This window comes from Butyrivibrio sp. INlla21 (assembly GCF_900116875.1).
Classification (GTDB): Bacteria; Bacillota; Clostridia; order Lachnospirales; family Lachnospiraceae; genus Butyrivibrio.
This window is the reverse complement of sequence record NZ_FPCC01000011.1, coordinates 70819-92967: the sequence shown is the minus strand read 5'-3', so window position 1 is coordinate 92967 and position 22149 is coordinate 70819. Positions and strand designations below refer to the sequence as shown.

The 22149-nt window shown below is 41.1% G+C and carries 14 protein-coding genes; 13 read left to right on the top strand and 1 reads right to left on the bottom strand.

Translation table 11 applies throughout. The features are described 5' to 3' along the window. The first annotated feature begins 4 nt into the window (after window positions 1–4). The 4 genes from BM377_RS08315 to BM377_RS08300 are packed head-to-tail and all read left to right on the top strand — an operon-like array spanning window position 5 to window position 5310. On the top strand, window positions 5–871 hold the full coding sequence (locus BM377_RS08315; protein WP_092246594.1) for an ROK family protein: 867 nt from the start codon (window positions 5–7) through the stop codon (window positions 869–871). A 7-nt stretch (window positions 872–878) separates the two neighbouring features. Further along, the gene (locus tag BM377_RS08310) at window positions 879–2621 is read left to right on the top strand and encodes a sensor histidine kinase (protein ID WP_143104487.1); all 1743 of its coding nucleotides are present in this window, start codon (window positions 879–881) and stop codon (window positions 2619–2621) included. 26 nt (window positions 2622–2647) lie between these two features. After that, window positions 2648–3937: a response regulator gene (locus BM377_RS08305; RefSeq protein WP_092246589.1), complete on the top strand. Its 1290-nt coding sequence runs from the start codon at window positions 2648–2650 to the stop codon at window positions 3935–3937. Window positions 3938–3978: 41 nt separating this feature from the next. After that, complete coding sequence (locus BM377_RS08300; protein WP_092246587.1) at window positions 3979–5310, top strand: ABC transporter substrate-binding protein; 1332 nt, start codon at window positions 3979–3981, stop codon at window positions 5308–5310. On the opposite strand, the gene BM377_RS08295 is transcribed toward BM377_RS08300, so the two are convergent. Next, on the bottom strand, window positions 5307–6917 hold the full coding sequence (locus tag BM377_RS08295; protein WP_092246585.1) for a CTP synthase: 1611 nt from the start codon (window positions 6915–6917) through the stop codon (window positions 5307–5309). The genes BM377_RS08300 and BM377_RS08295 overlap by 4 nt on opposite strands. 196 nt (window positions 6918–7113) lie before the next feature. Here BM377_RS08295 and ftsH point away from each other — a divergent pair, with 196 nt between their 5' ends. The 9 genes from ftsH to BM377_RS08250 all read left to right on the top strand — a co-directional run bounded on the left by ftsH (window position 7114) and on the right by BM377_RS08250 (window position 22071). Next, window positions 7114–9291 carry an ATP-dependent zinc metalloprotease FtsH gene (ftsH, locus tag BM377_RS08290; protein WP_092246583.1) on the top strand — a complete coding sequence of 726 codons (2178 nt, stop codon included), beginning with the start codon at window positions 7114–7116 and terminating at the stop codon, window positions 9289–9291. A gap of 293 nt (window positions 9292–9584) precedes the next feature. Beyond that, window positions 9585–13889, top strand: coding sequence for an Ig-like domain-containing protein (locus BM377_RS08285; RefSeq protein ID WP_092246581.1), 4305 nt, complete (start codon window positions 9585–9587; stop codon window positions 13887–13889). 136 nt (window positions 13890–14025) lie between these two features. Then, window positions 14026–18195, top strand: a complete 4170-nt coding sequence (locus BM377_RS16520; RefSeq protein ID WP_242948129.1) for an EndoU domain-containing protein — start codon at window positions 14026–14028, stop codon at window positions 18193–18195. 17 nt (window positions 18196–18212) lie between these two features. Beyond that, window positions 18213–18629, top strand: coding sequence for a hypothetical protein (locus BM377_RS08275; RefSeq protein WP_092246579.1), 417 nt, complete (start codon window positions 18213–18215; stop codon window positions 18627–18629). A 198-nt stretch (window positions 18630–18827) separates the two neighbouring features. Then, complete coding sequence (locus tag BM377_RS08270) at window positions 18828–19169, top strand: DUF7957 family protein (RefSeq protein WP_092246577.1); 342 nt, start codon at window positions 18828–18830, stop codon at window positions 19167–19169. An 83-nt stretch (window positions 19170–19252) separates the two neighbouring features. Further along, a complete protein-coding gene (locus tag BM377_RS08265) occupies window positions 19253–20848 on the top strand; it encodes an FHA domain-containing protein (protein ID WP_092246575.1) in 1596 nt (531 codons plus the stop codon). Window positions 20849–20940: 92 nt separating this feature from the next. After that, the gene (locus tag BM377_RS08260; RefSeq protein ID WP_092246573.1) at window positions 20941–21255 is read left to right on the top strand and encodes a WXG100 family type VII secretion target; all 315 of its coding nucleotides are present in this window, start codon (window positions 20941–20943) and stop codon (window positions 21253–21255) included. A gap of 21 nt (window positions 21256–21276) precedes the next feature. Beyond that, the gene (locus BM377_RS08255) at window positions 21277–21618 is read left to right on the top strand and encodes a hypothetical protein (RefSeq protein ID WP_092246571.1); all 342 of its coding nucleotides are present in this window, start codon (window positions 21277–21279) and stop codon (window positions 21616–21618) included. A 54-nt stretch (window positions 21619–21672) separates the two neighbouring features. Continuing rightward, on the top strand, window positions 21673–22071 hold the full coding sequence (locus tag BM377_RS08250) for a hypothetical protein (protein ID WP_092246569.1): 399 nt from the start codon (window positions 21673–21675) through the stop codon (window positions 22069–22071). Window positions 22072–22149 lie beyond the last annotated feature (78 nt).

Genomic DNA, 22149 nt, shown 5'->3' with positions numbered 1-22149 from the left:
GCATATGTTATACGGAGGAATAGAAGCGGGCGGAACCAAGATGATCTGCGTTGTCGGAAACGAGAACGGCGAGATCCTTGAAAGGGTTACGATACCAACAAAAAGTCCTGAAGAAACAATTCCGGCAATGGTAGATTTTTTTAAAGGAAAAGACATTGCATCGCTCGGAATAGCTTGCTTTGGGCCTATAGATCTAAATAAAGAATCCAAAACCTACGGCTTTATCACTTCCACACCAAAGCTCGAGTGGAGAAATTATGATATTGTCGGAGCTTTCAAAAAAGAGCTCAATATTCCCATAGGTTTTGATACCGATGTAAACGGTTCGCTCCTTGGTGAGATAACCTGGGGATGCGCGCGCGATAAGAAAAACGCACTATACATCACCATCGGAACCGGCATAGGCGGCGGTGTAATGACAAACGGACAGCTCCTTCACGGAATGCTTCATCCCGAGCTTGGGCATATTAAGCTGCAGCCTGCGGAAGGTGACGCTTATAAAGGAAAATGCCCTTACCACGGAACCTGCTTTGAGGGAATGGCATCGGGTCCTGCGATAGAAGATCGTTGGGGCAAAAAAGCAATTGAATTGGCGAACAAGGAAGAAGTATGGGAACTTGAAAGTTATTATATAGCACAGGCACTCTGCGATTTCATAGTTACGCTAAGCCCTGAGATCATCATACTCGGGGGCGGTGTTATGAACCAGGAACAGCTCTTTCCACTTATAAGAAAGAAGACACTTGAGCAGCTTTCGGGATATATAAAGACCAAAGAACTTGAGAACATAGAAACATATATAGTTCCCGCATCACTTAACGGTGACCAGGGAATCATGGGCGCTGTAAAGCTCGCTATTGACGTGTTATAATGCTTATATGCGCACGAAAAAACATACACTTAGAAATAAGATAATTATATGGGCACTTGGATTCGCGCTGATTCTTGCGCTGGCTGTTGCTGCGGCTAGTTTCAGCCTTTCTTTTCGTTATCTTAAACGTAATCAGCATCAATCCGCCATGACAAATATACAGCTCCTCGGAAGCGAGATAGACGATGAGATCAAAACGGCAATGACTTTTACCAACTGGATCTGTCTGGATACTACGCTCGGAGGATATCTTCAAAATGTTGAGAACTACTACAATACCAACGAACAGGCCGGTCGTAGGCTCTCTGTCACAACATGGGATCACCTTAACAACGAATACAATATCGTAGGAATAAGAGATATCGTCAACAGAGTTATTGTGTCAACGCCAAGCGGAGATCAGTATCTGCAGTCCTTATCGGGAGGCGATACTCAGAGTGTAGCGGATATAAGCCACAAGATAATGGAATCCGAACATTTCTCGGAACTGTTAAACGGAAAAGGCTATACATGGATCGGTCCGATACAGAACCCGCTTATGAAAAGCGGAAACGAGCTTATTATTCCAATCATAAAGAGTGTGCAGAGCGCTTCATCATATGAGATGATCGGATGGATCTATATGGATATTCCGGTAAGCCGCTTAACTTCTAAGATTAAGAGCTTTAACATGGAAGAAGATGAAGCTCTTTTTATCACCTTTAGCGAAGGAAACACTTTTAAATTTGACGGCGAAAACCTTGTCAGAGCAGACAAACAGGGAGATGTGATCTCTTATATTCTTCCAAACTCCGGATGGGAAATATCTTATCTTCCGTCAGCGAAAGCGCTCCAAAATAGAATGAATTATTACGGTCTTGTGATCTTTATGATCGTGCAGATCATTGTGCTTGCAGGAGCGTTGCTCTCGGTCATCCTTCACAAGACAATAACGGGACCCGTTTCACAGATTGTAGACAGACTTGATCTGATCGGCGCCGGAGATTTTTCCAGAGATGAAAAGATAGAGTGGGACAATGAGCTTGGTGATATAGGAACGGGAATCAATAATCTCGCCGCCAATGTTTCCGCACTCATGGAAAAAAGACTCCTCGATGAGAAGGCCAAACAGGATCTGGAATACAGAGTTCTGCAATCTCAGATCAATCCGCACTTTCTTTATAACACGCTTAATACCATCAAATGGATGGCGACAATACAAGGTTCAGACGGAATCGCAGACATGTCGACCGCGCTTTCAAGACTAATGAAAAACATAGCAAAGGGCACGGAGAATCTCATTACACTAAGGGATGAATTTGCGCTTGTAGATGACTATTTTACCATCATGAAATACAGATACGGCGGAACGATATCACTGGAATACATAACTGATGATGAAGCTCTTTTAGATAAAAAGATCAATAGATTCTCACTTCAGCCCATAGTTGAGAATGCGATATTTCATGGTATAGAGCCCAAGGGAACTTCGGGAAAGATCGTGATCCATACCTATCAAAAAGAAGATAAGCTCATTATCGAGGTGACCGACAACGGAGTCGGAATGAGTGAAGAAGCCATAAAATCCGTCTTAAACGGCGAGAGCAATACTTCGACGGAATTCTTTAAACAGGTGGGAACCTATAACGTTAACCAAAGGATCAAGTACACCTTCGGTGAAGAGTATGGAATAGAAATAACCAGTAAGCTTGGGGAATACACGACAATGAGATTCGTACTTCCCATGGACTACGAAGAGGATAAAAAGTAACTATCGTTTCGAAGGAGATGCGATAAATGTACAGATTACTGATAGTGGACGATGAACCGCTCGTGCAGATAGGACTTAAAACAATGCTTTCAAAAGAGCATTCAAATGACATCGAGATAATCGCGACGGCGTCCAACGGCAAGGAAGCATGGGAGATAATTGAAAAAGAAAAACCCGATATTGTCATAGCGGATATAAGAATGCCCGTCATGACAGGTCTTGAGCTGCTTCAAAAATCATACGAGAAATTCGGGAACATTCCGGCATTTATCATCCTTACCGCATATGAAGAATTCGACATGGTAAGAGAAGCGCTGTCGGGAGATGCGGTAGACTATCTTGTCAAAATAGAACTTACACCCAAGACACTAAACGCAGCTCTTTCCAAAGCAATAAAGAGAATAGAAGGCTCTGCGCCTGCGCCCAAAAGAGCTGACGTTGGAGCGACATCTTCGCTCGACGACCTCAGGCAGAAGTTTCTTTTAAGACTTATATTTAACAGCTCTCATCTTGGGGAAGATGATATCAAAAAAGAAGCTAAAGAGCTCGGAGTCGATCTGGAATTTAAAAAATACACAGTTGTTTACGGTGAGATAGCGGTAGACGCTGCGCAGGGAGAGGCTTCGACCGACACCTTGGATATTTATACTTCAAGTCTAAACATGGCAAAAGAGATTCTTTCAAAATATAATAACCAATGCCGAGTGGTATCGGTTGATCTAAGACATTTTGTTGTCGTTTTCTTTTTTGCGGAAGACACTGATGTCTCAACTACAATGGACGAGATCGCAGATGCGCTTGAAAACGCCAGGACGATGGTGTCGGGTTACTTTAAGAGCGCAATGACCTTCGGAATAGGATCTGCCGTTTCGAAGGTCACCGACATAGCGGTATCTTGTGATGAGGCGATGACAGCTCTTTCTTCTGCAGACGAAGAAACACCGATAAGCCGATATGACATAATAGTCGGAAACAACAGAAGATCCGGCAAAGATAAGCTCATTCAGACAATCCAGGAATACATCGATGATAATCTTAACGGAAGAGTGCAGCTAAACGAAGTTGCGGAAGCATTCGGGCTCTCGCCCGCATATCTGTCGGTGCTCTTTAAAAAGACAATGGAGACCGGCTTTTCCGAATATGTATATACTAAGAAGATTGAAAAGGCAAAAGAGATGCTTCTTTCGGGGGACATGAAGATCTACGAAGTCGCCGATGCACTTGGTTTTGAATCAGCCTATTATTTTTCAAAAGTCTTTAAAAAAGTGGATGGACACAGCCCGCGTGAATACATAAGAAGTAAAAGCGATATCTAAAGCAGCATGTTTATGGGGAACTTAGAGGGTGGAGGCAAGACATGAGAAACAAAGTCTTAGGGTTATTGCTTACTGTTACATTGATAATTCTCGAGATGACGGGATGTACCGGCGCAAAGGGTACAAACGAAAGCACCGAACAACTTAATAATACGGCGCAGGAAAGTGACAACAAGTCGGAAGATAAGATCACACTTAAGTGGGCACTTTGGGATGCTTCAAACAACGAGTGCTATAAAGTACTTGCTGATGCGTTTATGGATGAACATCCCGAAGTAAACATAGAAATGGTAGACCTTGGATCTGCAGATTACAGCACTGCTCTAGGAACTCAGCTTGCCGGAGAAAATGCGGACTATGATGTTGTTACGATAAAAGACGTTCCGGGCTATGTGACCCTTGTAAAAAAGGGCGTCCTCGAACCGTTGGATAGTTTTATTGAAAAAGACGGGATCGATCTTTCGTGTTACAGCGGAGTGACAGATCAGCTTATGATGAACGGTTGGCTTTATGAGCTACCGTTTCGCTCAGATATATGGATAATCTACTACAACAAGGATATTTTTGACCTTGCCGGAGTTCCGTATCCGACCAACGATATGACTTGGAAACAGTACGACAAGCTTTGCAGGAAGGTGGCGGGAACCTACGAAGGAAGACAGATTTACGGTGCTCATTATCACACATGGAGATCCACGGTACAGCTTGACGGGATTCTTGACGGAAAAAACACTATTGTAGACGGTCATTACGAGTTTACAAAACCCTATTACGAGATGGTCCTTTCGCAGCAAAAAGACAAAGTTTGCATGGACTACGCTACGCTCAAAACCAGAGGACTTCATTATTCCGCGGCATTTGCGCAAGGGAATGTTGCGACGATGAATATGGGTTCCTGGTTCATATCAACACTTATTAATAAGATAAAAGAGGGAGAATATACACAGTGCGCGAACTGGGGAATAGTGAAGTATCCTCACGCAGAAGGCGTTGAGCCCGGTTCGACTCTGTCTACGATAACCGCGCTCGCAATCCCAAAGGCAGCAGACAACAAAGAAGCAGCCTGGGATTTTGTCAGATTTGTAAGCGGAGAAAAGGGCGCAGAAATAATGGCCCGGACAGGAAACATCCCCGCGATGAGAGGCGAAAAAATCGCTGAACTCATAGCAGGGATGGATGGTTTTCCTAATGATGAAGCTTCAAAAGAAGCTCTTGTAACAAGTCACACATATCTCGAAATGCCTGCGATCGACAAATCCTCAGAGATCGAAGCGGTTCTTAATAAGCAACACGATCTGCTTATGAATGAAGAAACAGGCATCGATGAAGCCATTACAGCAATGAATGAAGGCGTGCAGGCAATAATCAATTAGCGCTTTTTCTCGTGCTCAAGAGATGCCTTAACAAATCCTGAGAAAAGAGGATGAGGTCTGTTGGGACGAGACTTAAGCTCCGGATGAGCCTGTGTTGCCATATGGAAATCGTTGGAAGGAAGCTCGATCATCTCAACGATCCTTCCGTCGGGTGACATACCGCAAAGCTTCATGCCGTTTGAAACAAGTACGTTTCTGTAGTCGTTGTTAACCTCATATCTGTGACGGTGACGCTCTGTGATATCAGTTGAACCAAAGAGCTCAAACGCCTTGGAATCCTTATCGAGTACGCAAGGATATGAACCGAGACGAAGTGTTCCGCCGATATCTTCAACACCGTTCTGATCGGGTAAAAGAGCTATCATAGGATGTGTTGTGTTGGGATCAAACTCAATTGAATGAGCATCCTTGTAACCAATAACATTTCTGGCAAATTCAATAATAGCAAGCTGCATACCAAGGCAAAGACCAAGGTAAGGAACATTGTTCTCACGGGCATACTTGATGGCGTGGATCATACCCTCGATACCGCGGTCTCCGAAACCACCGGGAACAAGGATACCGTCTACATCCGAAAGAATGGAAGCAACATTCTCTTCCGTAACCTCTTCTGAATCTACCCACTTAATATCAACAGCAGTCTGATTGGAAATACCGCCGTGCTTAAGAGCTTCAACAACACTGATGTAAGCATCGTGGAGCTGAGTGTATTTACCTACAAGTGCGATCTTAACCTCATGACTTAATGAGTAAAGAGTATCAACCATTGCCTTCCAATCGGTAAGATCGGGCTCGGGACAATCAAGGTTCAGGCATTCACATGCAACGTGAGCCAAACGCTCTTTTTCCATAGCAAGAGGTGCCTCGTAGAGGTACTCAAGATCGAGATTCTGAAGAACGTGATTGCTGGGTACGTTACAGAAAAGAGCAATCTTGTCCTTGGTATCCTGGTCAAGAGCAATCTCGGAACGACATACGATAACATCGGGCTGAAGACCCATTCCCTGCATAGTCTTAACAGCTGACTGTGTGGGCTTGGTCTTGATCTCCTGAGAAACTCGAAGATAAGGGATAAGTGAAACGAGGATGAGCATTGCATTCTCGCGTCCTACTTCATGCTGGAACTGTCTGATCGCCTCAAGGAAAGGCTGGCTCTCGATATCTCCGACTGTTCCGCCGACCTCGATGATCGCGATATGCGTCTCATCATCTGTAAAGTTCCTGTAGAACTTACTCTTTATCTCATTGGTAATGTGCGGGATAACCTGTACAGTGCGTCCGCCATAGTCGCCGCGACGCTCCTTCTGAAGAACAGACCAGTAAATCTTACCGGTTGTAACGTTTGAATTTTTATCAAGATTCTCGTCAATAAATCTTTCGTAGTGACCAAGGTCGAGGTCAGTTTCAGTGCCGTCTTCGGTTACGAAAACCTCACCGTGCTGAACGGGGTTCATCGTTCCGGGGTCGATGTTGATATAGGGGTCAAACTTCTGCATGGTCACCTTGTAACCACGAGCCTTCAACAATCTTCCGAGTGATGCGGCGGTGATTCCCTTACCGAGTCCTGATACGACACCACCTGTCACAAAAATATACTTTACAGCCATTTCTTAACTTCCTCCTGATTTCTTGACGAGACAATATTTATATATAAAAACAAGTTATTATTATATAGATTTAACGGGTGAAAATCTAGATGCTAATCCAAATTATTTAATAAAACTTTTAGGTTCTGCAATTGAAATATCAAATTGTACACTATACAATACATAGTATAGCATATTAATATAAGGAATAAATACAATGGATAATAATCAGAATCAAAGAAATAACAATCCGCTCGGAGGCGGATCCAATTCACCGAGAAGACAGAACATAATTCTTCTTTTGGTGGCAGCTCTTGTCACGATGGTCTGCATGTCCTATTTCCTCAGGGCATTCTCAGATAATACCAACAAAGAAATAACCTATAGCGAATTCATCCAAATGGTTGATGACGGTAAGGTGGAGAAGATCGTCATTGATTATGACAAGATAGACATATATCCCAAGGAATCCAAAGACGAGGATAAGCTTGGCGCAGGATATTCATATTGGACAGGTAATTCAACCGTTACCTACTACACAGGTAAAGCGGAGGAAGACAGCGTCCTTACGGAAAGAATGCTGAAGGCCGGTGTAGAAGTCAGCAGCAAAGTTCCGGACAATTCCGGAATAATCCTTTCCGTTATATTACAGTATGTTGTACCGATCCTTCTTATGTGGCTTATACTTTCCATTATCTTCAGAAGAATGGGAAGAGGCGGCGGACCGCTCAGCGTCGGTAAGAGCAACGCCAAGGTTTACGTACAGAAAGAAACCGGAGTAACATTCAAGGATGTTGCAGGTGAGGATGAGGCAAAAGAGTCCTTGGTAGAGGTTGTTGATTTCCTTCATAACCCTTCCAAGTACGTCAAGATCGGAGCGAAGCTCCCCAAGGGAGCGCTTCTTGTGGGACCTCCCGGAACAGGTAAGACACTTCTTGCCAAGGCTGTTGCCGGAGAAGCACATGTTCCTTTCTATTCACTTGCAGGTTCTGATTTCATCGAGCTTTATGTCGGTGTCGGAGCAAGCCGTGTAAGAGACCTCTTTAACGAAGCAAGTAAGAATGCACCTTGCATCATTTTCATAGATGAGATAGACGCGATCGGACGTAGCCGTGACAGCAAGTACGGCGGCGGTAACGAAGAGCGTGAGCAGACACTTAACCAGCTCCTTTCCGAGATGGACGGATTTGATTCATCCAAGGGTGTGCTTATCCTGGGTGCGACCAACAGACCCGAGATCCTTGATAAAGCGCTCCTTAGACCCGGACGTTTCGACAGAAGAATCATCGTTGACAGACCCGATCTTAAGGGTAGAGAAGAGATCCTTAAGGTTCATTCCAAAGACGTCAAGATGGATGAGACCGTTGATCTTAAAGAACTTGCACTTGCAACAGGCGGAGCCGTAGGTTCCGATCTTGCCAACATGATCAATGAAGCTGCCATCAACGCAGTTAAGGCAGGAAGAGAGTGCGTTAACCAGAAAGACCTCATGGAAGCCTTTGAACAGGTTATTGCAGGTAAAGAAAAGAAGAGCTCAATCCTCAGCAAAGAGGAAAGAAAGAGCGTCAGCTACCATGAAGTCGGTCACGCTCTTGTCAGCGCGGTACTCAACAACACAGAGCCTGTTCAGAAGATTACAATTGTTCCCAGAACAAAAGGATCTCTTGGATATGTTCTTCAGCTTCCCGAAGATGAGAATCATCTTAAGACCAAAGAAGAGCTTATGGATGATATCATTATCGCGATGGGCGGACGTGCTGCAGAGGAACTTATATTTAATACCGTTACAACAGGTGCAATGCAGGATATTGAGGATGCAACAAGCACTGCCAGAAATATGATCACACTCTACGGTATGAGCGAGAGATTCGGACTTATGCAGCTTGAATCAATCCAGAACAGATATCTTGATGGAAACAGAGTTCTTCAGTGCAGTGATGAGACAGCTACACTCATCGATGAAGAAGTAAAGAACATTTTGGCAAAGGCCTATGACAAGGCAAAAGAAATTCTCAGTCAGCACCTTGATACAATGGATAAGATTGCACAGTTCCTTATTGAAAAAGAAACCATCACAGGTGCGGAATTCATGAAGATATACCGTGAGGCCGAGAATATTCCCGAACCTACGGAAGAAGAGAAGGAAGCCAATAAGAGTAAAAGACTCTATGCAACGAGACCTGAATCAGCAAAGGTCGGAGAAGACATTCCTGTTAAGACAAAGGAAGAAACTAAAAAAGAAGATTTGGTTTCCGAAAACGAAAAAAATGAGGCGGCGCCTTCATCCGACAAGACTGAAAACACGGAAAACAGCACAAAAACCGACGATAATACAGATCAATCTGTTACATCAGGCGGACTGTTCTCCCATGTTCCCGATAATTTCAACAAATAATAATGACACCGTAATAAAAGGCAAGGTTATAGCTGAACTTCACAGCTATAGCCTTTATTTTTTGCCATAACCATGCACCTTCTTGCGCGACCCAAAGAATCCTAAAATTAACAATCTGACGACCGGTCAAAAAAATATTTGATAATCTTTAATAAAATTGTTAAAAACTATTGCAATATTTGTTAAGTGTGTCTATAATGTGAATTACCGATAAGTTTTGAGGGGAACGAGTCGGTAGTTTAAAAATAGTTATGTAATAGTTTTTCGAATAGTATTTGTTGGAGGAGAAGTGCATGAAAAAGACTAGCCTTTGGTCTCTTGCTCTTAAGAGACTACTTCCTATCATCTTAAGTTTATCATTATTGATCGCTAATTTTGATTCTCTGCAAGTAAGCGCAGGTGAACCCGGCGAGGAGCCCGCAATTGTAGATGAAGAGCCCACGCAGGAGCCCACAGAAGATAACGATCAGAATGATGATTCGGACAAGGAAGACGGCGCTGACGATCAGAGCAGCGACGATGTAAATAATCCTGATAATAATAAAGAAGTGAATTCTGACAATAAGTCTGATAATCCCGTTCAGAACGAAGAAACTCTGCCCGCAGAAGGCAACCCTGCAAACGAGGAAAATCCCGATGCGCAGCTTGCTGACGGCGAGAAGCCCGAGGGCGCTGAAGAAGGCGAAGGTGTTCTTCTTGATGAGAACGGAAATCCTATAGATCCTTCTATTTTGCTCCCTAAAAATATTCAGGCTAAGAATATGAATTCAAACGATAACGTTGGCATGAACGAGCCTGAAGAAGTCATCATTTCTTTTGAGATCACAGATCCCAATAATAATGAATCAAAATTTGAACTATTTGAGGGAAGGTATGAGCCTAAGGATAATGAAAGATATTATCCCGGAGGAGGGTCATACACTACTTCTCATGTAGAAAAAGAAGATGATAAAGTTACTGCTCGAGTTTCCTTCTATTATGATATAGACGATGACTATGAAGTCTCTTCAGTATCATGCGACGGAGCAAAAGAAGTAGAACATAATCCGAGTTCGGAATATGAAAAAATAGTGTGCCACTTCGAAGATCTGAAGAAAGGCGAGAACAACTATACACTTAATATAACAGTTAAAAAGATAGATGAAGTTGATCCGGTAATTGAAAGTGTTACTGTAGCAGAAGGAACCCCTACTTACACTTGCGATGAAACAGGCCTTACTGCGTTTTCAACCAGCAGTTCAAATCTTAGCGTAACAGCAAAGGCTACTGATGATAAAGGCATAGATTCTGTATATGTTGTGGCAGATTATGACGACGAAGAAGAGTTGTTTGAGATGAGCCTCGGTACAGAAGATACCTATACTTGGAATCCCAATCATCACGGAAACTACAAGATAAAAAAGGTCATTGCGGAAGACCGTGCGGGTAATACTGCAGAGTTTTCAGAATTTTCTCCGAAAGCATTATGCTATTACGAAGCAGATGAAATGGATGATCTGGATGTATCTCTTCAAACAGGAAAGGGTGAATCAAAGGATGAGGAATGGCATTCAGAAGTAATTGATGGTCAGTTAATGATTAATGTTGCCGGAAGCACTTCAAGAAAGATTCAATCGGTTATAGTTACAGGTATTGATGGAAATACAGCAGCGCAGTCTGAATTAAAAAACACTAAGTTTGAGATAGATCAAAACATCCCGGTTCCAACTAATAAAGAAGGTAAAACAGAATATAAGGTAAGTGTTCTGTTTTACGGAGATACAGACCCCATAGAGATTGATTCTAAGACAGCATGGATTGATAACACGGCTCCTTCGGCAGAGATTAAGATTGAGGTGGATGATAGAGTTCAAGACGGCAGTAACAAGCATGGCCACCACAGCTATAACGAGGATGTGGATATGCTCATCAAAGTTCCTGCAAAGTGCGACGGAGAAGCAGAAGGAAAGGATGTAAGTGGATTCTACAAGATTGTTTATACTGTGAAAACATCAGAGAATGATAGTCCTCAGGTTTTTGAAAAAGATATTCATGAGAGAGATAGAAGAAATAGTGATGAAGAATTTATTGTATTCAGTCAGACTTTAACAGCAGAAGAAGGACAAGAGGTAGAATATGAGATTACTGTCGATAGCATTTCTGATGCAGCAGGAAACACTGCAAATGATTCACAACAAGTAGAAGGCATGGCTACCGTTGACAAGGGCGCACCACAGATTGTCTATTCGTCAAGCGGGAAAAAGAGAGAAGCCGGAGATTTTAAATTCTATTCAGGTGAGATTTCCGGAACAGTAACCATTAGAGATAGACAGCTCGATAAAGAGTCTATCAAGTTTGTACCTGAGAAAAATGAGATAGAGGATGGGTATACCTATCTTACACCTAAACTAATACAAGAAGAGGAACAGGATTATAAGGTAACCTATGAATTTAATACAAGTGAAGACGGCGAGTACATCGTAAAAACATATGCCAGGGATACGACTTATCCAACCAACCATGAAACAACCGCTTTCTTTAAATACTTAATTCTCGACAACACTGCTCCTGAAATAGACATTTCTTATGACAAGTCAGAGCCTTCTGAGGGCGGAGAGAATTTCTACAATTCTAATGTCGGAGTGACGGTTAAGATTAATGACAAGTGGCTTGATGAGGAAAAGTCAGTTGTTAAAGTGAAGAAAGTTGATCAATATGGCGCAGAGTCAGACATGGGAATAATGAATGATTTCAGCGGTGATCTTGGTGATGAGGAGCATACACTCTCATTTACTACGGACGGTGATGGCATATACAACGTTTATGTAGAAGCTTACGATATGTCAGGAAATCATTCCGAGAAAACGGGAGCAAAATTTACAATTGATGCAACCACTCCTGAAGTAGAGATCTCTTTTGACAAGAATGATCCCATGAACGAGAAGTACTACAACGAAACCAGAACAGCAACGGTAACCGTTACCGACTTCACATTCTCAGAGGAGCTTGCGGGTCTTAAGGTAGAGGAGAAATACGGAACAGCCGAGATCGGCGGATGGACTCAGTCCGGACCGTTCACATATACATGTACGGTAACCTTTGAAAAGGACGGACAGTACGAGCTTTCTTGCCAGAGTGAGGATAAAGCGCATAACAAGTCAGAAGAAAAATCAGAACCTGAATTTGTTATCGATAAGACAGCGCCTCAGATACAGGTAAATTATAACGGCGCAGAAGCTGCGAACGGCAACTTCTATAAAGATACAAGAATAGCATCTGTAAATATAAAAGAGATGTCTTTTGACGACAAGCTCGTTGAGATCACGACGCAGCCTCTTAGCGAGGGCGGAACACTTCCTGCAACCGGCGGATTCAGCTCATCGGATGACCAGAACATAGCAAGTATCACCTTTGATGAGGACGGAACTTACGGTTACGTGATCAACTGTACCGACCTTGCGGGTAATAAAGCAGAGAATTACATTTCAGATGTATTTATTATTGATAAGACCGTACCTGAGGTTACCTTCTCAGGCGTAGAGAATAAATCTGCAAACAACGCAGAAGTTGCTCCCAGCGTAAAGTACGGCGATAAGTACATTGACCTTGAGAAATCAAACGTCGTTCTTACCGGAGCAAATAACGGTGTAATAAGTGTCGGCAACAGCATCACACCGACCGAAGACGGATTCATCGTTAACTACAGCGATTTTGCTCATGATAAGTCAATGGATGACATGTACACTCTTAAAGCGTATGTGTATGACAAGGCCGGAAACGCAGCAGAAGAAGAACTTGTATTCTCTGTAAACAGACACGGTTCAGTCTTTGTTGTTGACGAAGGAACAAGAGCGCTCAATGAGATGTTTTACGTAAAAGAGCCTGTGGATGTCAAGATCACAGAGATTAATATCGACGATCTTACGGCTAAAAATGTATCAGTTTCAAGAGATAACAGTGATGTTATAAGTCTCAAGGAAGGCAAGAATTACACAGTAAGCAAGCAGGGTGACGACGAATCCTGGAAGACATTCACATACACAATAAAAAGAAGCAACTTTGAAAGAGACGGTGTTTACTCAATATCAATCAGTACTCAGGACAGAGCTTCCAATAAGCAGGACAACAAGTCAAGAGATGCGGATGTTACTTTCGCTGTAGATATGACTTCACCCAGCGTAGTAGCAGCAGGTATCGAAGAAAATGGTATATACGAAGAGACATCACACAGCTTTAATGTTGACGTTAATGACAACATGGGTGTTGAAAGCCTTTTGGTATACGTAGACGGAAAAGTAGTCGGAAACTACGATCAGCTCGCAATCGACAGCGGCGAGGACATGAGCTTCACACTCGATGAGTCGGAAGAAACAAGAACAATTACAATGATCGCAGAAGACTTTGCCGGAAATAAAGAAGTAAAAGTTATTTCGGGAGTTTTGGTATCAACAAAGCCTATCGATGTTAAAGGCATTGGAGGAGGCAACGGACTTGGAGGTAAGACACACAAGCCTGTAGCTGACACAATGCGAACAATCTTGTTCATCATCCTTGCGGGTGCGTCCGTAGCATCAGTTGCCGGAGCAAGCGTATTGCTTTACAGAAGGAAGATTAGATAATAGTACAAAAGTACAAAAAAGTTGCAAACGTGCAACACAAACAGGATGCGAGATGTTTTAGTAGTATAAGGCCCCAAAAAGCCGAGACGAAGAACTAATTATAACATCAAAAAGGAAAGCAGAAGGAATAAAATAAATGGGGAATGTTGAAGGAACAGATGTAGGCGGAGGACATTCAAGAAACGGATATGCAACTGGATATCACCCCGGTGGATATAATGGAAGTGGATATCAGAGTGGTGGATATACAAGTAGTACCAGCACAGCTGCCATTGAATGTGAATCGCAGACCTTTAAATCGCATAGAGACGAGTGGACAACAAGAAACGAAGCCTATGACTCCTATTGGATGCAGAGACTTGACGATTATTACAATAGGATCTTGGAGATCGTGGACGAAGCAAATGACGCCATAGATAGCTCAGGTATAGACTTTCTTGATCTTGGACATATAGACAAGGCATATTCAACGGCTGATGTAACGGATATGGAGGAAAGGAGAACTAACCTCGTTGATTTTACATCAACAGTCCAAGAAGATGTAGCAGCGCATATTGACAGACCTTTTTATCAAAAGCTTCAAGCTCTTAGTACTAGCATGAAAGACCATGCGGAATTAAACATCACATATCTCGGAACCCCGTTTGATCTTCCGTATAACATAGCAGACCCTCAGCATCTATGCGACTGGCTCTGGAAAACAGAGTTTGGAGAAGAGGATGATTTCCTTTTTACCGGAGACGCTACCAAAGACACTATTTTAAGAGAATTTACTGTATATAGCGATGCTGCCGACAGATACGTCTATGAAGATAAGATGGAAGACTGGGAGAATCTCTCAGATGATGAAAAGTGGGCGATAAAGCATCTTTTGTCATATAATGCCGGCCATTGGGAAGAATACTATGGAAATGAGACAAGTAAGTACGCACAGGAATATAAGAACCATACAAACAGAATAATCAACGCATGCTTTGTAGTTGAAAATGTTCAGGCCGAGTATTATCCGGATGGGAGTCCTAAAACTGAAGCAAAAAGAATCAAAAGATTCTCTGATGGTGGAACAGAGCTCATGGAAATGTGCGACAAGGACAGCTACGAATGGGAACTATTAAACAAAGCGTCCGTGGTAAGAATTGATTTGAAAGCTCTGGCTGAAGAGGTTGACCTTGAAGACGCTTGGAACTATGAAGCTACTTACGGTGATAGATTTAGCGGAGCGGATATAACGATAACTTTTGATCATGATAGAGCAGCAACAACCATGACTGTAGCTGTTACTCCGGTTAGCGTAGGGGCTGATAATGCAAAGATCTTTTATGAGAATAATAAAGATTCTTTTGATAAGATAAACGCAAAGTTATCTGAAGACTATGCACAGTTTTATACTGACTATAGAAGGTGCTTAAACTATATAGATAAAAATGCGGAGATGCACCCAGGTAAATATAGCCATCAGGGAGAAGCGCTTGGTATGACTCATGCTAGGCTTGCGCTTTTTCTTGTCGAATCTGAGAATCATGAGGACATGGAATGTATTGACGAGATGATATCGTCAAATGGATATTACGGCAGTGCGTTTTCTGTTGATGCAACCAAGCTTTCAGATTCCGGAAAAGAACAGATTCAAAAATATGTGGAACTAGTAAAAAATAAGGCCTACAGCCCATATGATCCCAATAACCTTGCTTGCGGACAGGAGATTACTCGATTATATGCATATTTCCAGGAAGGAAGTGCAAGGTCGGTTACTGGGTACTGGCCTATATGTAAGGACCTGCTTACAGATGTAGGAACAGATCTTGTATATAATTACTATGGAAATGAAAATAGCGAGGGTTATGATCCTGATTTTGCCTCAGCGCTGAGAATGGCTGAATTGCTTATAGATGGAAAGACATCTATTCCTACAGAAGCCAGAGAAGCATGGCTTGCTGACGAGAAACATCAGCAGGCATATCTTGCAATGTTGCAGATTAAGAATCCCGACATGTTTAATCCGTACTGGAAAGACATGAGTGATGAACAGCGTGGACATTTTGGTAGGATATGTGCATCAGTCAATGAAGAGGTTAGCTTTAGTATGCTGGCTAGTGTTGATGCAGAATATAGGGCAGAAGCCTATTACTATTATGGTGAGTCATCAGGGTTTAATGCTAAGGCAAGTGCAATACATAGAAAAATTGAAGCACACACAATAAATGATTCCGATGTGGGAGTAACACAAGTTCCGTTAGAAAATTACTTGACAGAAGAGGAACTAGAGATAGTCAAGAATTATATAACACGTTATAGTACAGTTCAGATCATGACGCAGGATCAGTATGAAATGCTTGCAACGTTTTCTTCAAGGATTCAACAGGAATATGAATCAAAGCAGCTTTCAGAAAATCCGTTGTTGGCAGTTAATATATTTTTTGATCATGATTATCTTGAGTATCGGGCTTTTAAAAGAAGAGACGAAGATGATGTCTTGTATCTGGTATCCAAAGAGGCAAAAAACACAGCGTATGTTCATGATGAGTCGATGGCAGGCAAAGTGGTACATACATTGGATGCGGTATATCATGGCGCAACAAATCTCAAAAAGAACTTTGATGATATTGATTACGCTTTAGAAAAAAAGGTTATTGGTAGCGTCAAGGAAAATATTGATGATAAAGGTAGTGATCTGTATCAGGAATGTGAAACATATGAAGAATACTTAGATTATAAGCATTCTCTTGAAACTCGAGAATACGAACAGGCTAAAGAGTTCTGTCCTTTAGGATATGTAGCCGGACAATTTGGTATGGATCTTGTGCTAATGTGGGCAGGTGGAACTGCACTTGAGGCAGCCGGAGCTACTGCAGCGACCACAGAAGGACTCATGTCACTGGGATTGTCTGAAAATGCAGCGGCTTTTGTGGCAGGGGTAGCAATGGAACAGGTTATGCCTACTATTCTTTATGTCATTCCTAATGGTGTCAATAATTACCTTAATGGAATGCCGCTAAAAGATGTATTGTTAGAGGCGTTCAAACAAGAGGCATTTAATATCATTTTGTCTTCTACCTTAAAAGCAGGACAAGCTAAACTATTCGGTAATATGGCTGAGGATGAGTTTGTTATTCTTGAAAAAGAGGCTTCATTGGCTGGCGAAGCTGATGATGCATTAAGAGTGGTTGATGATTTAGATAACATATTAGATGACACAGATGATTTCTATGAGAAATTATACGAAAGCCAGTATGAAACAATACCCGAGTACGAGCAATACGTTGAAGATATAAAAGGATATTTGAGGGACGGAGAAAAGTTATCACATTGGGAAAATCCTCCGAGTGAAGCAATGTATCTGAACAATAAAGAAATCTTCGACAATCCCAACTATTTCAACCAAGAGACTGGAGAATTAGTAAATAATGTAAAATTATTATCTGAGAGTGAAAAGTCACTTTATAGTTATAGAGATGTTCGTTTATACGAAGCAGAAAATACAAATCAATGGTTTGTAGAGAATGTTGATCCTAATTATAAACCTCCGTATAAGCCGGGAACACTAGTTGAAGAAATAGAACTTGCAGAAGATACAACTTTTGTAAGGGTATACGACAATATGCCCGGTGGTTCAGGAATGCGTGGCGGCTGGATAATGAGAGCCGAGGACATTGAAGGATTGACGCCTCTTCAGATACAGGAGAAATTTGCATTACCTAATACTCCTAAATATATATGCGATGTTGAGCTTGAAGCTGGTACTCATCTAAGAGTTGGTGAAGCTAATCCTTTAGAGGGCTGGGGCGCCGGAGGCGGAACCCAGTATGATCTTATGGGACAAAGGGTTGGAAACTTTACCAATGAAAGATTGCTGGAAGTACAGAGTAATGGAAATACAACTATTATCTCAAAAGAGATGGAAGAAAAAATACTCGAAGGACAGAGGGCTGATCCAGCTAAGAACAAGGTTATTGGGGGACATTCACCCAAGATAAGTAATGACAATCCTTCTTTTGCTGTAGAAGTATTATCAGTGAATGCTGATGGGACAAAAAGTATTAAATTTATAAAAGCCTTTCCCGATGGAAATATTTCAAAAATCAAAAGAAGTACGATTTTTCCGGATACATGGACTGACTCTGAGATCATTGATGCAGTCAGGGTTACGGGAGATTCACCTGTGTTAGCAACAAGGATGAGAGATGGGGCTACACTTCATCGACAAATTATAAATGGTGTTGAAGTTGAAGTGATTAAAATTGGAGATAATGTTACGAGCGGATATCCAACTGGAAAAGTTAACGCCCCTTATCCAAGCGGATTTTAAGAGAAAGAAGGGATGATATGTACGAGGAATTAGATGAATTGTTAGGTCAAAGTACGACAGATGATGCATGGAATGATGATGGCTATTTACTTGCACAAGATATTTTGAATGATTTTACGGATAAAGATTGGGAATTACTTACTAAAGAAATCCAAGCTAAAGATAAAGAATGGCAAAAGAAGCTAATATATTGCATAGACAATCAATTAATTGAAAAAGAATTAAATGTTATCTGTAAATTATTGCAAGTGCAAGACGAAGAACTGTTTGAAATGTGTGTTGATACATTACGTTCTTATGACAATGAAATAGGGCATTCATTTATTAAACAAAATCCGTATATTATTCAGATGGCAAAAGATAGGATAAAAAAAGCTGGAAATATTGAAAAAATGATGCTGGAGAATTTTATTTCAAAATTTGAAGAGAGTTAAATAGTAGTACATATACAAGAGGACACGATCATAAGCTCCGTACCATATATAGAGTTATTGATAGAAATTGATGCTGAGCAAGCATGGAATGAAGGAGTGTAATTTTTATTATGGCAATGAAAAAGTGTGGTTTGCTGATAAAATACTTCCAAAATATATAAGAGAATAATCGATTAGCTGTGTTTGAAGGAGAGCAAAATGTATCAACACAAAAAGAATCATATTGAAATCAATGGTAATGTATATGAGTTTGAATTTGAAATCAGAACAGTGATTCAATACAAAGAAAACTATATTGTATTACTGACAATACCTTTTAATAGCAAAGAGATTAATAATATCTATTGTTTGGACGCAGAAGCAAAGGTGAATTGGCGATCAGAGGATATTGCTTGTAAATATCCGGAATTAAAGAATCTTCTACCATACGAACAGATGGGACTTAAGGAAGATAAAATATACGCTTCCGATTTTTATGGAAGGAGTTTTGAGATAAATGCAGAGACAGGAAAGATAGAAGGTCGAAGTATTGTTAAATAATAAATTGATGTGCAACAAAATTGAGATTTGAGTTGTATTAATAATATAAAACAGCAAAGAAATAAATAAGCTGGGAGAGAACAATGAAAAAACTATTGAAACTTTTGCCAATTGCATTAGCACTCATGATCTTCGTAAATCCGATCATTGCAGTTGCTTCGGAGGAAGAAACAGAAGAAATTGATATCGAATCTGTTTTGGAAGGGTCGGCGGACAGTGGAAATTCAGCTGATTCAGAAGAGGAAGAGGAAGAAGATAAAGAGGTTCCCACCTCCAATGTAAGCGATGTTGACGGTGCCAGAAATGGTGTTGTCCAGGTCAATTACGTGTACATAGATGATAACGAAGATGTACACATAGTAAAAGGCGGAACAGGATTTCTTATCGGATACGAAGATAAGACTGAATACGTTATAACTTGTGCAAGCAACATTACACTTGGTAAAGATGAAAAAGCAAATGCGTATAAATATCTCGGAATAAAGAAGAAAAAAGACGGGGAATATGAAAACGCCAAATTTGAAGTACAAGTTGTTGCGGAAAGCGATGTCACAGTTGATGCAACTATATTAACTACAAGCTCAGAACTTGATCTTACCGTAATAAAACTCTCTCAGCCGATTCATACAAGGACACCACTTGCAATATACACTTCTTCGGATGGTAAAACAGGAGACCTTCCTTATGCAGTCGCAGATAAGGTATATGCATTGGGACTTCCGGATGCAGTAATCTACAAGGATAATGAGAAGTATTATTCCAACGATAGAGTTGCGATGTCCACAGGCGATATAGTTAACCTGACATCAATAAATGATATACAAAGAATACAGCACGATGCAGAAGTAGGAACCAATAACTGCGGAGGCCCGCTTGTGAATGCCGATGGAAATGTCATCGGTATGAACAACCTTGAGAAAGACGGAACATATTCATGCGCAATCGATTCAACGGTTCTTATTAAAGTTCTTGATGCATTAGGACTTGAGTATATTAAGTTGACAAAGGATGATTTAGCGGCAACAGAGGAAGCAAGTACCGCGATTTCAGTAGAACCGGTAACACCTCCGACAGTGCAGCCTGAAAAGAAAATCAGTTTATTGCTGATTATTCCCATTATCCTATGTGTTGTTTTATTTATTGTAGTAATTGCATATATAGTAAAGACCACTTTGGACAAGAAGAAGCTTAATGATAATCAATCAAAAGCTAAAAAAGAAAAAGAGATCGAAAAGCAACAAGTCAGATCATTTGCTTCGGGCAAAATGGCACATGCGCCGGAAAAGAAAAGTACGTCAGGCAGCATGGGAACAAGTGTCCTTGGTGCAATTGGAGGCGATGGTACAACCGTTCTTGGATCGGGAGAGATGAATAAAGCAAATATAATATCCGGATCCCTGATAAGGAAATCAAATAAAAAGAACGAATTGATCTCGAAATCGCCATTCATTATCGGAAAAGATGCACTTCATGTTGATTTTTGTATTAACGATAATGGTGCAATAAGTAGGATGCATGCAAAGATTATTTCCAAAGTAGACGGAGTTTACATAGATGATTGTAATTCAACTAATGGAACAGTCGTTAACGGAAAAAGAGTAATAGAAGGTAATCCAGTAAAACTTTCTGATGGGGACACTATAGTTCTTGCTGATGAAGAGTTTGAATATAGAATCTGATAATGTAGTTCAACAGCATTATCAAGAATAAAACAAGGCTATAAAGCGCAGGTGCGTTTTTAGTAATAAAAAAATAAAAGGAGAAAGTAAAAATGCCAACAGAAGGACAGTATGGATTTGATGCAGGCGTTCTTAATTCAATTAAGGAACAATTCGAAACTGTATCAGGAGATCTAACAGCAACAGTAAACGGTATACTCGATGTAAAAGAAAGAACATCAGGAGTGTGGGAATCTGATTCGCTCAATACCTACAGACTTGAGATCGATAATTTTGCGGAGGATGCCAACGCACTATCACTTTGTGTTCAGAAATTCAAAGAGTGGGTAGAGCTTGTAGAAACTACATACGCTAATACCGATACTCAGAATTCTGAGTTGTGGTCAGGATATAGTGCAGGGGTGTAATAAGGAAAGGAGAGAGAAAAAATGGCAGATATAATTTATACCCGAGAAGGTCTCGTCGGAATTGGCGATGAGTACACAGGACTTGCTACAAGTCTTAAGAATAACATTGACACATTAGGCGGCTGGATAGAGATGCTTGCTTCTTCAGGAGTTAAGGGTGAGGAAGCGCCTACAACACTTCTTAATTTGTGGAATGGTGGCGGTGATCAGCAGGGCGTATATGCAGCAATGCAGTCATACTCATCAAAACTCAACGAAGCTTCAGCCAATCTTTATGTGATGGCAGAGAGATTAGGAAAGACAGATGCAGCTCTCAGCGAGGCATCTTCAGATTTGGTACAGGTACAGAGTCCGGTTCAATGATTCAGAATACTGCCCCGGACAATATCCGGGGCAGATTAAAAAAGAGAACAGATTATGCATACAGAAACTAGAACAGTAAAAAAAGAACATGCCAGTGTAAGAGAAAAAATAACAAAATGCCAGAATCTAATGGAGAAGCTTGGCAAAAAGCAAGCAAGCATAGTTAATCTGAAAGATGCTGCAGGTCTAAGCAGTGATGATTGCTATGAAATTGTTAGTGTAGAAACAGAAAATTTATCCGGGATATACTATGAAGATAGATATCTGCCATACAGAGATACTGAATTTGAAAAGATAGAATCTCTACACAGCGGAGCAGAAACAATAGTAGAGAAGATAGGAGAGATAATAGATAAGCTTTCTGAACATATAGACTATCTTATTGAAAACGAACTATATTACTATGAAGAAGAAGAATATACTGTTATGGACGCAGAGGATTATCAACATTAGGGATGGTAAATAAAAAATGTTTGAACTTGTAAAAGTAGATGAAACACAATTGGAAACATATAATACTGAGCATAAGAG

Excerpts from the sequence above, each read along its gene's own strand:
- BM377_RS08250 (WP_092246569.1), top strand. The coding sequence starts at position 21,673 with ATGCATACAGAAACTAGAACAGTAAAAAAAGAACATGCCAGTGTAAGA.
- BM377_RS08275 (WP_092246579.1), top strand. The coding sequence starts at position 18,213 with ATGTACGAGGAATTAGATGAATTGTTAGGTCAAAGTACGACAGATGAT.
- BM377_RS08310 (WP_143104487.1), top strand. The coding sequence starts at position 879 with ATGCGCACGAAAAAACATACACTTAGAAATAAGATAATTATATGGGCA.
- BM377_RS08295 (WP_092246585.1), bottom strand. The coding sequence starts at position 6,917 with ATGGCTGTAAAGTATATTTTTGTGACAGGTGGTGTCGTATCAGGACTC.
- BM377_RS08270 (WP_092246577.1), top strand. The coding sequence starts at position 18,828 with ATGTATCAACACAAAAAGAATCATATTGAAATCAATGGTAATGTATAT.
- BM377_RS08305 (WP_092246589.1), top strand. The coding sequence starts at position 2,648 with ATGTACAGATTACTGATAGTGGACGATGAACCGCTCGTGCAGATAGGA.
- BM377_RS08265 (WP_092246575.1), top strand. The coding sequence starts at position 19,253 with ATGAAAAAACTATTGAAACTTTTGCCAATTGCATTAGCACTCATGATC.
- ftsH (WP_092246583.1), top strand. The coding sequence starts at position 7,114 with ATGGATAATAATCAGAATCAAAGAAATAACAATCCGCTCGGAGGCGGA.
- BM377_RS08255 (WP_092246571.1), top strand. The coding sequence starts at position 21,277 with ATGGCAGATATAATTTATACCCGAGAAGGTCTCGTCGGAATTGGCGAT.
- BM377_RS08285 (WP_092246581.1), top strand. The coding sequence starts at position 9,585 with ATGAAAAAGACTAGCCTTTGGTCTCTTGCTCTTAAGAGACTACTTCCT.
- BM377_RS16520 (WP_242948129.1), top strand. The coding sequence starts at position 14,026 with ATGGGGAATGTTGAAGGAACAGATGTAGGCGGAGGACATTCAAGAAAC.
- BM377_RS08260 (WP_092246573.1), top strand. The coding sequence starts at position 20,941 with ATGCCAACAGAAGGACAGTATGGATTTGATGCAGGCGTTCTTAATTCA.
- BM377_RS08315 (WP_092246594.1), top strand. The coding sequence starts at position 5 with ATGTTATACGGAGGAATAGAAGCGGGCGGAACCAAGATGATCTGCGTT.
- BM377_RS08300 (WP_092246587.1), top strand. The coding sequence starts at position 3,979 with ATGAGAAACAAAGTCTTAGGGTTATTGCTTACTGTTACATTGATAATT.